The following is a 12,797-nucleotide window of genomic DNA, read 5'->3' as shown; positions in this document are numbered from 1 at the left end:
TCTCCTTAAATCACATAGTTCAAATATTTTTTAGCTTGACTTTGATACTCTTTAAAGCTGCTTAGCGGTTTTGAAAAAAGTTCTGTGAGTTTTTCATTATACTCTTTAAAAAATAGATTATATGAACTATGTTCTACATTTAAAGAAGTTAGCCCAAAATCATTTTCTAAAGCATAAAAAATATCGTAAAAAGTTATCTCATCTAAAGTTTTATTTAAAAAGTAACCACCCTTAAGCCCTTTTATACTACTTACAAAACCGGCATTTCTTAGGGTGTTTAAAACTTGTTCTAAATAGTTTTTTGGTACACCTATATTTTGAGATATGTCTTTAAGAGAGACCGGATTTTTTTGGTCTCCTTTTGATATTTCAAACATTGACATTAGCCCATACACGCCTTTAGTACTTAGTAAGCTCATTGCATCGCCTCTTTTAAATCATTGATCAGATCATCGGCATTTTCAAGACCTATGCTAAGTCTGATAAGTCCCTCGCTTACTCCAGCATCTTCAAGCTCTTTTTTGCTTAGCTGCTGATGAGTAGTGCTAGCAGGATGTGTTATTATTGATTTGCTATCGCCTATATTTACAACTACGCTAAATATTTTTACGTTATTTAGTATTTTTGCAGCAGTTTTGCCGTCTCCTACATCAAAACTAAGCAATCCACTAGCAAGACCGTCTGTGAAATTTGCTTTTACGTATGAGTTTAACTTCGAGCTAGCAAGACCTGGATAATTTACGCTTTTTACTTTTGGATGCTTTTCTAAAAACTCAGCTACTTTAAGCGCATTTTTTGAATGCTCTTTTATCCTTATGCTAAGAGTTTCTAAACCCTGTATAAGTTGAAATGCGTTAAATGCCGAAAGAGTAGCTCCTATATCTCTTAATAGACTTAATCTTATTCTTAACGTAAATAGATCAAACATTCCTTTTAAATCCGAATAAACAAGTCCATGATAACTCTCATCTGGAGTGTTGAAATGAGCATATCTCGGATTGCTTACTAACTTATCGTTTAATCCGTCTCTGCTTGCTATTGCCCCGGCTACGCTTAAACCTTGACCACTTATGTATTTGCTAGCACTATGGACTACTACGTCAACGCCTTTTTTTAACGGATTGAATAAAATAGGTGTCGCAACCGTATTATCGGCTATCGTTATCACATTGTGGCGATTTGCTATTTGTACTATTTTATCTACATTTGAAATAGCGATTTGAGGATTTGAAAGAGTTTCAAAAAATATAGCTTTTGTTTTATCATCTATAAGTGCTTCTAAGTCATCGGCATTATCTGAATCAAATATCTTTGCTTTTATACCAAATCTTTTTATAGTATGAGTTAAAAGAGTTGTAGCTCCTCCGTAAATTTTTTGTGCCACTATGATATTATCCCCAGCTTCTGCGAGGTTAGCTATAGAGTAAAATATCGCTGCTTGACCGCTAGAAGTGCTTATAGCTGCTTTTGCGCCTTCTAGAGCTGCTATTCTAGCTTCAAATACGTCTAGTGTAGGGTTTGTTAAACGAGAGTAAATTTGGCCAAGCTCTTTTAAAGCAAATCTATTTGCCGCAGTTTCACAACTACCAAAATCATATGCCGTACTCTGGTAAATCGGCACAGCCATTGTACCGTGTCCATCTTTTGAGTTATAGCCAAAGTGTGTTGCTAGGGTTTCTTTTTGCATACAAAAATCCTTTTAAATTTTATTTGATATTTTAATTTTATCAAAAAATTTTACTAATGTCAAGCATATAAGTATAAATTATATATGTTTTATTATGAATCTTATTATATCGCTATTAAATTATTTATTTACTAATATAGTATCTATTTATAATATCTATATGGTATATTATTTATATTGACAAATATCAACAGAAATAGTATTAAATTTTTCTACAATTTCAAAATGCACCATTATAAATTTAAGAAGGAACAAAATGAGCAAGCAAGAATTAGAAATGTTTTGTCATCAGTGTCAAATGAGCGCCCCCGGAGGTTGTGGAAGTAAGGGTCAAGATAGCGGAACTTGCGGTAAAGATAGCACGTTAGCTAGACTTCAAGATATGATGATATTTGGTTTAAAAGGTATGAGTGCGTATCGCCACCATGCAAACGAGCTTGGTGCAGATACGAAAAAAGTAGATGATATCATATCTAAAACGCTGTATTTTACGCTTACGAATATGAACTTCAACTTTGATGAACATATAGCTCAGCTTTTAGAAGTAGGAAAAGCCGGAGTAGAAGTCATGGACGCTTTAAGCGGCGCTCATACTACTAAATTCGGTGTGCCGACTCCGGTAAAAGTTACGCAAAATAAAGCAAACGGCAAAGCTATCTTAGTAAGCGGACACAATCTTCATGCTTTAAAAGCTCTGCTTGAACAAACTGCTGGTAAAGGCATAAATATCTATACTCACTCAGAAATGCTTCCTGCTCACGCTTATCCTGAGCTAAATAAATTTAGCCATTTAAAAGGAAATTTAGGTAAAGCGTGGTTTGATCAAACTAAACTTTTTAACGAGTTTAAAGGCGCTATTTTGATGACTACTAATTGTATCGTGCCGCTTCGCAAAAACTGTGAGTATGCAGATAGATTATTCGGTTATGATATAGCTGGAAGCAAGGGCGTAACGCACATAAACGGCGATGACTTTAGTCCGCTTATACAAAAAGCTTTAAGTCTGCCTGAGATAAGCGGATTTGATAGTGATGATTTCATAGTAACAGGACATCACTATAAAGCGGTTTTACCTATGGCGACAGAGATTTTAGAAGCACTTAATTGCGGTAAAATAAGAAGATTTTTCGTGATCGCAGGGTGTGACGCGCCAGGAAATAGTAGAAATTATTATAGAGAGTTGGCTTTATCTTTACCAAAAGATTGCGTGATCTTGACTTCGAGCTGCGGTAAATTTAGATTTAACGACGTTGATTTTGGATATATAGAAGGTACGAAAATACCGCGCTACTTAGACCTTGGTCAGTGCAACGACAGTAACGGAGCGGTTAAAATCGCTACTGCACTAAGCGAGGCAACTAGTATAACTATAAATGATTTACCGATAACTATCTCACTTATGTGGATGGAGCAAAAAGCGATCATTATACTTCTTGCGCTTTTATATCTTGGAGTAAAAAATATCCATATCGGACCGACTTTGCCGGAGTTTATAAACGAAGAGATATTAAATTTCTTGGTGGATAAATTTAATATAGGTTTGATAAGTGGTGACGCTAAAGCCGATCTGATAAAATATCTTGGCAAGTAAATTTAAGTAGGTAAATTTGATGAGTGAATTTGGAAATTAAATTTAAAAAATCAATTTTTTAAATTTATGCGCGTATCAGACTTGTTTTGTTAGAATCTTTTTAAATTTAAGGAGATAAAATGGAGCAAGTCAAGTATCTTTTAAATCATGAAAATATTAGTTTGACGGCTATTGATGATAGTATAAAAGTTACAAATCCAGCTACTAAAGAAATCCTAGCTTATGTCAAAAAGACTGATGAAGCAAGCATAGCAGATATCATCCAAAACGCAAATTTAGCTTTTAAAAGCTGGTCTTCTGCTTTAGCTAGTTTTCGCAGCGATATACTGATGAAATGGTATGAACTAGTCATGCAAAATAGGGCAAATTTAGCCAGACTTATGACTTTAGAGCAAGGAAAAAGTTTTAACGAAGCCAGCGGTGAGATAGCATACGCGGCTAGTTTTATAAAATGGTTCGCCGCGCAGGCTTTAAGAAATGACGGCGATATCTTAACGAGTGTTAAAAAAGATGAAAAACTTCTCGTGATAAAACAGCCCATAGGCGTTTGCGCTGCGATAACTCCTTGGAATTTTCCTTCTGCTATGATAACTAGAAAAGCAGCTCCGGCACTTGGAGCAGGGTGCTCTATGATAGTAAAACCGGCTAGTCAAACACCGCTTAGTGCTTACGCTTTGGCAAGTTTGGCTTACACTGCAGGTATCCCAAAAGATCTATTTGTTATCGTTAGCGGGGACGCTGATATGATGAGCACGGCATTTGCAAACTCAAAAATCATAAGAAAGATAAGCTTCACTGGCTCAACCGAAGTAGGTATAAAAATTTATGAAAAAAGCGCGAAAACTATCAAAAAACTTAGCCTTGAGCTAGGCGGAAATGCTCCGTTTATTGTATTTAATGATGCAAATTTGGATAAAGCAGTAGATGGAGTAATGGCTAGTAAATTTAGAAATAGCGGCCAGACTTGCGTTTGCGCAAATAGAATATATGCTCAAAGCGGTATTTACGACGAGTTTTGTGCTAAATTAAATATCGCTATAAAAAGCTTAAAACTAGGAAACGGGCTAGAAAATGGAGTAAATCAAGGACCGCTTATCGATGAAAATGCTCTTAAAAAAGTGGAAGAGCATATAAACGACGCTTTAAAAAAAGGAGCTAAATGCTTAAGCGGCGGTAAAAGAAGCTCGCTTGGAGGAACTTTTTTTGAACCGACTTTGCTAAGCGGCGCGACTAAAGATATGCTAGTAGCGCGTGAAGAGACATTTGGACCGCTTTGTCCGGTTTTTAAATTTCAGAGCGACGAAGAGGCGATAGAAGCGGCAAACGATACTGACTTTGGGCTTGCTAGCTATATTTTTACGAATGATCCAAAAAGGCAATGGAATATGTCTGAAAGCCTAGAGTACGGAATGGTTGGCGTAAATACCGGACTCATCAGCAACGAAGTGGCTCCTTTTGGCGGTGTGAAGTTTAGCGGGCTTGGGCGTGAGGGAAGCAGATATGGTATGGACGAATATACGGAGCAAAAATACATCTGTTTAAATTTATAGTCTATTTTTATGAGACCTCAACTTTATTTGCTTTTATGATGCGCCTAGATAAAAATCGATAAATTTATGGTATGTTCGAATTCAAAATATTTCTTTAGAATATTGAATGTACCTATAATTTTAGTTTTGTTTTGATATAATTTTTATAAATTTAGCTTTTTGGAAATATTATGAATGATGATAAATTTAAAAGAGTAAGATATTTAAGAGCACTTGAAAAGTTTGCTAAATTAGTGATAAGAAATCTCAAAAGAGAAGATTTCGATACTACTAAATTTGATATTTTAGTAAAGAAAAACACTCAAATTTTAGAAAAAATCGAGCCGGCATATCTTGATCAACCATATACGAAGTCACTTTGTGAATTTGTGAATTTTGCTCTAAACTCACATGATAAAACAGAGCTTTTAAAAGCCGCAAACAATTTAGATAAGCTAAAAAATTCCAGAAACTACAAAAAAGAAAAACATAAAAAAGGAAACTACGATGAGTAATAAATGTGTAATTTTTGACATGGATGCGACGCTCATAGATAGCAAAAAGGCTATATATTACACTATAAACTATATCAGAAAAGAGCTAAATATGACGCCTTTAGATGCTGAGTTTATAATAAAAACTATAAATGATCCGCTTAAAAATCCTATAAAAGAGTTTTACGGGATAGAGCAAGCTAGTGGAAATATGAGACATATTTTTGAAGAGGAATTTGATAAAAATTATATGCTTTATGCAACCGTTTATGAAGAGGCGATGAAAGTCGTAAGCAGCTGCAAGAATTTGGATTACAAACTCGCAGTAGCCACGAACGCTCCACATGCTACCATAGAAAGCATTCTTAAAAATTGTGGAATTTTGGATAGTTTCGATATGATTGTCGGTTCAAATAAAGAAATTCCTCAAAAACCAGATCCTACAATGCTAAATCTTATCAGAGATTCTTTTAAATGTGAATGTGTTTTTGTAGGAGATAGTGCCAAAGATTACTTAGCATCGAAAAATGCTAAAATGGATTATATACAAGTTCTTTGGGGGCGAAACGAGATAATAAAAGGTGCGGTAAATTGCCGAAACGCTACCGAAGTTATGGAGATTTTGCGTTAATTTTTATTTTGCTATCTGTTTTAAATTTATAGGTAAAATTGAATTTTAAATTTAGAAAATATTTCTACTCACCCGCTAAATGCCGTGTTTTTAAATTTTAAAAATATAATTTTATATAGTTTTAAATTTGAAGGGATTTTTATGGATAAATCTTATTTTTCGTATCTTCCTGTTAGCTTATTTGGTTCTGTTATGGGGCTTTGCGGACTTAGTATAGGCTGGAAATTAGCCGCTTTTCATTTTGGATTTAATGGATTTATGGCTGATATTTTAGCTTTGTTAGCCGTTTTGGATTTTATTATTTTAAGTATATGTTACACTATAAAGATGATATATAAGACTCAAAGTTTTAAAGATGAGTTTATAAATCCTATGACAAAGAGCTTTTTTGGAACTTTTATTATATCTATTTTACTGCTTCCTATAGTTATATTTGAATATTTTCCAAAAATTGCTTTTATATTATGGATAGCAGGAGTTGTTTTGATGCTAAGTTTTGCCATATATATGGTAAGTTTTTGGCTTAGTAAATCGCAAGATATATCGCACGTTACTCCTGCATGGGTGATACCTGTAGTAGGTACGCTAGATATTCCTCTTGCAAAAAATTTATTTAATTTTAATTATTTAGATGACGCCTCTATAGCGGCTCTTGGCGTAGGTCTATTTTTTGCTATACCTATCTTTGTTATTATCAAAACAAAACTTCTGTTTTCTGAGCCTATGCCAGATAAATTAATACCTACTCTAATGATAATTTTAGCTCCATTTAGCGTTGGATTTTCTGCATATATAGAGGTTGTAAAAAATGTAGATATATTTGCTAAAGGGTTGTATTTTATAGGATTGTTTCTATTTTTTGCCATGCTTCCCAAACTTAGAAATGCTACAAAATGTTGTCCTTTTAGAGTTACTTGGTGGGCAGTGAGTTTTCCATTGGCGGCACTTTTAGTCTCGACTATCAAGATGGCAATTGAGTTGAATGAGCTGTATTTGGATATTTTAAGCGTTGTATTTTTGATTACATTTACTATAGCTATATTTTGGCTTACTTATAGAACTTTAAAAGGAGTATTTAGCTTAGAACTCCAAAATCTTACTTAAAATTTAAAAATATTAGCTTATTTTTATTTAAAATTATATGTTAGTTTATACTTAAATTTAAATTTGGTTATGATTATATCGAATTTCTTAATTTTTTATAAATTCAAAAAATAAATGAGCCAAAAGATAGAAAAATTAACCAAATATTTGATAAAATTGTAAAAATTTATATTATAAAGGATAAAAATGGCTGATATAATCTACACTTACACAGATGAAGCCCCCGCGCTTGCTACGTTTTCACTTTTTCCGGTGATTAAAGAGTTTTTAAATAGAGCAAATATCGATATACAAACAGTTGATATATCTTTATCGGGAAGGATTTTGGCAAATTTCAGCGAATATTTAAACGATGATCAAAAAGTACCGAATTATCTTGAGATTCTTGGAGAAATGACAAAAGAGAAATCTGCAAACATTATAAAACTTCCAAATATATCGGCCTCTCTTCCACAACTAAATGCTGCTATAGCTGAGCTTCAAAGTAAAGGTTATGCCGTGCCAAATTACATAGAAAATCCTACAAACGATAAAGAAGAGAGCATAAAAGCAAGATATGCAAGAGTTTTAGGAAGTGCCGTAAATCCGGTTCTTAGAGAGGGAAATTCAGATAGAAGGTGTGCCGGAGCTGTAAAAGCATACGCAAAAGAGTTTCCTCATAAAAACGGGGCTTGGGATTCTAGTATAAAAACTCGCGTTGCTTATATGCAAGACGGCGATTTTTACGGCAATGAAAAGTCTATAATAGCTAAAAATAGTTGTGAATTTAAAATAGAATTTCAAAATAAGTTTGGAGAAACAAAACTATTAAAAAGCGGTATAAAAGCAGGTAAAGGTGATATCATAAGCGCTACATTTATGAGCGTTAAAAAGCTTGACGAGTTCATAAATAGTACGATGCAAGATGCTAAAGATAGCTCACTTTTATACTCTGTGCACTTAAAAGCTACTATGATGAAAGTAAGCGATCCGGTTATTTTTGGTCATTTTGTTAAGGTATTTTTTGAAGAAATTTTCAGTGAATTTGAAAGTGAACTCAAGAGTGCCGGAATCATAGCAAATAACGGTTTAAAGGATTTATTTAGTAAAATAGAAAATCTTCCTATAAAAGATAAAATACTTTCTAAATTTCAAGAGATAATTCAAAAAAATCCAGATTTAGCTATGGTAGATAGTGATAAAGGTATTACAAATTTGCATGTGCCAAGCGATGTAATCATAGATGCTTCAATGCCTGCTATGATAAGAAATAGCGGTAAAATGTGGGATAAAGAGGGAAAAACAAGAGATACTTTAGCAGTCATTCCAGATAGAACTTACGCTACTATATATGAAGCAACTATCGATGATTTAAAAGTAAACGGAGCATTAAATCCGGCAATTATAGGAAGTGTTTCAAACGTAGGTCTTATGGCAAAAAAAGCAGAAGAGTATGGTAGTCACGACAAAACATTTATAGCTTCTGAGAGCGGCAAATTTATACTTAGCTCGGATTCTGGTGAAAAAATGGAATTTGAAGTAGAAAATGGTGATATATTTAGAGCTATGCAAGCTAAAGACGAAGCTATAAAAGACTGGATAAAGCTAGCCGTAAGCAGAGCTAAAGCTACCAATGCTCCGGCGATATTTTGGTTAGATAAAAACCGTGCCCACGATGCAAATATGATACAAATCGTAACAGATGAGCTAAAAAAATATGATATTTCAAATTTAGATATAAGTATAGCCGAGCCGACAAAAGCTATAAAAAGAAGTATATCTATAATTAGAAGCGGAAAAGATGCCATAAGCGTGACAGGAAATGTACTAAGAGATTATTTGACCGATCTTTTCCCTATACTTGAGCTAGGAACTAGTGCGAAAATGCTATCTATCGTGCCTTTACTAAACGGAGGTGGACTCTTTGAAACCGGCGCCGGCGGAAGTGCGCCAAAAATTGCCGGACAACTTATAGAAGAAAATCATCTTAGATGGGATAGTTTGGGTGAATTTTTGGCTCTTGGAGCAAGCCTAGAGCATCTTTCAAACATAAGCGGTAAAAAAGAGGCAAAAATTCTAGCCGATACTCTTGATAAAGCTATCGTAAGTTATCTTAAAAATGATAATTCTCCTCGCAAAAATGTAGGTGAAAACGATAATCGAGGAAGTCACTTTTATCTTTCATTATATTGGGCGGACGAGTTATCAAAAAGTGAACTAAAAGATAAGTTTATTAACATAGCAAACGCGTTAAATGAAAATAAAAATGTGATAATAAACGAATTAAACGGTTCTCAAGGTCATAAAGTAGATGTTGGCGGTTATTATAAATTTGATGATAAATTAGCTTCAGATATTATGCGCCCAAGTAAAAATTTTAATAATGCAATTGGAAAATGAGTTGAAAATAGCAATTATAGGTGCTGGAAATGTAGGAGCAAGCTGCGCAAGCTTGCTCATATCTCGTAAAGTGTGTAAAAAAGTAACACTTATAGATATAAATAAAAATTTAGCAATTGCAAAAGCTATGGATTTGGCTCAGATGGCAGCTGTTTTAAATTTAGACATAGATATTTTTGGTGGTGATAATTATGAACTTTTAAAAGATTTTGATATTGTTGTTATCACAGCCGGATTTGCTAGAAAAGATGGACAAAGCAGAGATGATTTAGCTATGATGAACGCAAAAATAGTATCTCATAGCTCAAAAATGGTATCTAAATTTGCACCTAAATCCATTATAATAGTAGTCACTAATCCCCTTGATATCATGGTTTATGTTGCTTTTAAAGAAAGCGGATTTGCTCGCCATAAAGTAATTGGAATGGCAGGTGAGTTAGATAGTGCACGTTTTAGATATTATATGTCGCAAAAACTCGGTTTAAACGTTGCACAATGCTTTGGTAAGTGTGTTGGAATGCATAATAATAGTATGATATGCCTTGAATCTAGTATAAAATTTAAAAATCAATCAATATGCAAAGATGAGTTTAAAAAATATTTTGAAGATATTAAACTCAATACAAAAAACGGCGGTTCAAATATAGTTAAACTAATGGGAACTTCAGCATTCTACGCACCTGCGGCTGGAGTTGTTAAGATGTGCGAATGTATCCAAAACGACAACGATGAAACTCTTAGTTGCTCGGTTTTGGATGAAAATTTGATACCGACTGGAAGACTGGTTAAATTAAACAAAAACGGCGTACAAAAAATTTTTGATCTAAATTTAACTAATGAAGAGAGTAAAATTATGGATAAAAGTATATCTGAATTTATATTGGTCATAAATAAAATTTATTTCAGTGACAATAAAAATTAATATTAAATAAAAATGTAAATTTAGTTATTTAGTAGGTCTTTTTTATCAACTTTTTTAAGTTAAATTTACACAAATTTAAAGTTAAAGGAGTTCTATGAATATCCATGAGTTTCAAGCCAAAGAGCTTTTAAGAGATTTTGGCATAAACGTCGCTGATGGCATTATGGTAGTTAGTGTAGACGATGCACTAAATGCGGCTAAAAAACTCGGCGGTTCTGTTTGGGCTGTGAAGGCTCAGATACACGCTGGAGGTCGCGGTCTAGGTGGTGGTGTAAAAATCGCAAAAAGCTTAGATGAAGTAAAAGAGTATGCGAGTAAAATTTTAGGAATGACTTTAGTTACTAAACAGACCGGACCAGAGGGAAAACTTGTTAAAAAACTATATATAGAAAAAGGAACAAATATAGACAAAGAGTATTATCTAAGTCTAACCTTTGATCGTATAAACGAGTGTATAGCTGTGATAGCATCAGCTGATGGCGGTATGAATATAGAAGAAGTAGATCATGATAAAATAATCACTATAAGAATAGATCCTCAAATAGGGCTTAGAGACTTCCACTCTTTAGCTATTGCTGATTTTTTAAATTTAGATAAAGATTTGAGTGTTAAGCTTCATGTGCTTTTATCTAAATTATATAGACTTTACTGGCAAACTGATTCAAATTTAGTAGAGATTAATCCTCTAGTTTTAACAAAAGAAAATGATTTAATACCTCTTGACGCAAAAATGGGCTTTGATGATTCAGCTCTATTTAGACAAGAAAAAATAGCAAATATGCGTGATATCGATGAAGAAGAGCCTAGTGAACTTGAGGCAAAAACCTATGGTCTAAGCTATGTAAAGCTAGATGGAAATATCGGCTGCATGGTAAATGGTGCCGGACTAGCTATGGGTACTATGGACACTATCAACGGCGTAGGCGGAAAACCAGCTAATTTCCTTGACGTGGGTGGCGGTGCTAATCCGCAAACCGTAGCAAAAGCTTTTGAAATTATCTTGAGAGATAAAAATGTAAAATCTATATTTGTAAATATATTTGGTGGAATAGTAAGATGCGACCGCATTGCAAATGGTATTTTAGAGGCTACAAAATTAACCAAAGTAGAAGTACCTGTCATAGTAAGACTAGATGGAACAAATGCAAAAGAAGCTGCGGAGATATTAAAACAAGCAAATATAACAAATATCATCTCTGCACCTGATCTAGAAAGTGGTGCTAAGATGTCTGTTGAATTAGCAAACAAGTAAGGGGATAGTATGAGTATATTGGTATATAAAAATACAAAAGTTATAGTTCAAGGATTTACAGGAAAAGAGGCTACTTTTCATGCTGAGCAGTGTTTGGCTTACGGCACAAATATAGTTGGTGGCGTTACTCCATTTAAAGGTGGTATGATACATCTTGGAAAACCTGTATTCGATACTGTTGTAGAGGCTGTAAAATCAACTAATGCAACAGTTAGTTTGATATTTGTCCCTGCTAAGTTTGTTGCAGCTAGTATAATAGAAGCCGCCGATGCTGGTATAGAGTTAGCAGTAGTTATAACCGAGCATACTCCAGTTAGAGATATGCTAGAAGCTAAGAATTATGCAAATAAAAAAGGTATGAAATTAATAGGTCCAAACTGCCCCGGAATTATAAGCGCTGATCAAGCAAAATTAGGTATAATGCCCGCTATGGTTTTTAAGCGAGCAGATGTAAATATAGGGCTTATATCAAAGTCTGGAACACTTACTTATGAAGGAGCAAACCAAATTTTAAGTGAAGGTTATGGTATATCTACTGCTGTTGGTATCGGCGGAGATAGCGTTATAGGATTAACTTATAGTGAGCTTTTACCTATGTTTGAGAATGACCCTGATACAAAAGCTATTGTTATGATAGGCGAAATCGGTGGAAGTTTAGAAATAGAAGCTTGCAACATTATAAAAAATATGAAAAAACCGGTTGTAGCTTTTATAGCAGGTCAAAGCGCTCCAAAAGGCAAAAGAATGGGGCATGCAGGCGCTATTATAAGCGGAGAAGATTCAACGGCAGCCGGAAAAATGAAAGCCTTAAGTGCCGCGGGAGCTCATGTAGTAGCTAGCCCAGCACACATAGGTAAAAAAATAAAAGAATTAATAGGCTAATAGGAGAATATGATGATAGAACAACCAGTCGGTATAGCTGTTTGGGTAGATGAAAGCAGGTGTAAAGCCTGCGACATTTGTGTTAGTTACTGCCCGGCAGGAGTTTTGGGCATGAAAGAAGATATTCATGCAGTACAAGGAATGATGATAGAAGTAGTTCATCCAGAATCCTGTATAGGATGTAGAGATTGTGAGCTCCATTGTCCAGACTTTGCTATCTATGTGGCTGAAAAGGGTTTTAAATTTGCAAAAATTAGCCCAGAAGCTAAAGAAAGAGCAGTTGCTGTTAAAGCAAATCACTTTAGGAAACTTAAATAAGGATAGCA

General features: G+C 34.2%; 12 protein-coding genes. 10 read left to right on the top strand and 2 right to left on the bottom strand.

Translation table 11 applies throughout. From position 1 onward, the window contains the following. Positions 1-5: 5 nt before the first annotated feature. Positions 6-419, bottom strand: a complete 414-nt coding sequence (locus DQN38_RS04535) for an RrF2 family transcriptional regulator (protein WP_111738193.1) — start codon at positions 417-419, stop codon at positions 6-8. Further along, entirely contained in the window at positions 416-1,687 is a 1,272-nt protein-coding gene (locus DQN38_RS04530; RefSeq protein ID WP_065843984.1) for an O-acetylhomoserine aminocarboxypropyltransferase/cysteine synthase family protein, read from the bottom strand. Before DQN38_RS04530 ends, DQN38_RS04535 begins: the two co-directional genes overlap by 4 nt. Before the next feature lie 256 nt (positions 1,688-1,943). Here DQN38_RS04530 and hcp point away from each other — a divergent pair, with 256 nt between their 5' ends. The 10 genes from hcp to DQN38_RS04480 all read left to right on the top strand — a co-directional run bounded on the left by hcp (position 1,944) and on the right by DQN38_RS04480 (position 12,789). Next, complete coding sequence (gene hcp, locus DQN38_RS04525) at positions 1,944-3,278, top strand: hydroxylamine reductase (RefSeq protein ID WP_065843985.1); 1,335 nt, start codon at positions 1,944-1,946, stop codon at positions 3,276-3,278. A gap of 119 nt (positions 3,279-3,397) precedes the next feature. Further along, positions 3,398-4,828 (top strand): NAD-dependent succinate-semialdehyde dehydrogenase, encoded by a 1,431-nt coding sequence (locus DQN38_RS04520; RefSeq protein ID WP_065843986.1) that lies wholly within the window; start codon positions 3,398-3,400, stop codon positions 4,826-4,828. A 170-nt stretch (positions 4,829-4,998) separates the two neighbouring features. Next, positions 4,999-5,322: a hypothetical protein gene (locus DQN38_RS04515; RefSeq protein ID WP_002849434.1), complete on the top strand. Its 324-nt coding sequence runs from the start codon at positions 4,999-5,001 to the stop codon at positions 5,320-5,322. Beyond that, positions 5,315-5,932, top strand: coding sequence for an HAD family hydrolase (locus DQN38_RS04510; RefSeq protein WP_065843987.1), 618 nt, complete (start codon positions 5,315-5,317; stop codon positions 5,930-5,932). Before DQN38_RS04515 ends, DQN38_RS04510 begins: the two co-directional genes overlap by 8 nt. A gap of 141 nt (positions 5,933-6,073) precedes the next feature. Continuing rightward, a complete protein-coding gene (locus tag DQN38_RS04505; RefSeq protein WP_065843988.1) occupies positions 6,074-7,036 on the top strand; it encodes an SLAC1 anion channel family protein in 963 nt (320 codons plus the stop codon). Positions 7,037-7,222: 186 nt separating this feature from the next. After that, complete coding sequence (locus tag DQN38_RS04500) at positions 7,223-9,415, top strand: NADP-dependent isocitrate dehydrogenase (protein WP_065843989.1); 2,193 nt, start codon at positions 7,223-7,225, stop codon at positions 9,413-9,415. After that, positions 9,399-10,337 carry a malate dehydrogenase gene (locus DQN38_RS04495; protein ID WP_223261864.1) on the top strand — a complete coding sequence of 313 codons (939 nt, stop codon included), beginning with the start codon at positions 9,399-9,401 and terminating at the stop codon, positions 10,335-10,337. The genes DQN38_RS04500 and DQN38_RS04495 overlap by 17 nt, the downstream gene beginning before the upstream one ends. Before the next feature lie 94 nt (positions 10,338-10,431). Then, positions 10,432-11,589 carry an ADP-forming succinate--CoA ligase subunit beta gene (sucC, locus tag DQN38_RS04490; RefSeq protein WP_002849429.1) on the top strand — a complete coding sequence of 386 codons (1,158 nt, stop codon included), beginning with the start codon at positions 10,432-10,434 and terminating at the stop codon, positions 11,587-11,589. Between the two features lie 9 nt (positions 11,590-11,598). Then, on the top strand, positions 11,599-12,471 hold the full coding sequence (gene sucD, locus DQN38_RS04485; RefSeq protein WP_065843990.1) for a succinate--CoA ligase subunit alpha: 873 nt from the start codon (positions 11,599-11,601) through the stop codon (positions 12,469-12,471). A gap of 9 nt (positions 12,472-12,480) precedes the next feature. Continuing rightward, entirely contained in the window at positions 12,481-12,789 is a 309-nt protein-coding gene (locus DQN38_RS04480; RefSeq protein ID WP_035148099.1) for a 4Fe-4S binding protein, read from the top strand. Positions 12,790-12,797: the final 8 nt, after the last annotated feature.

The organism is Campylobacter fetus subsp. fetus (assembly GCF_900475935.1).
Lineage (GTDB): Bacteria > Campylobacterota > Campylobacteria > Campylobacterales > Campylobacteraceae > Campylobacter > Campylobacter fetus.
The sequence above is the reverse complement of the archived record's forward strand: the minus strand, read 5'-3'. Positions and strand labels throughout refer to the sequence as shown.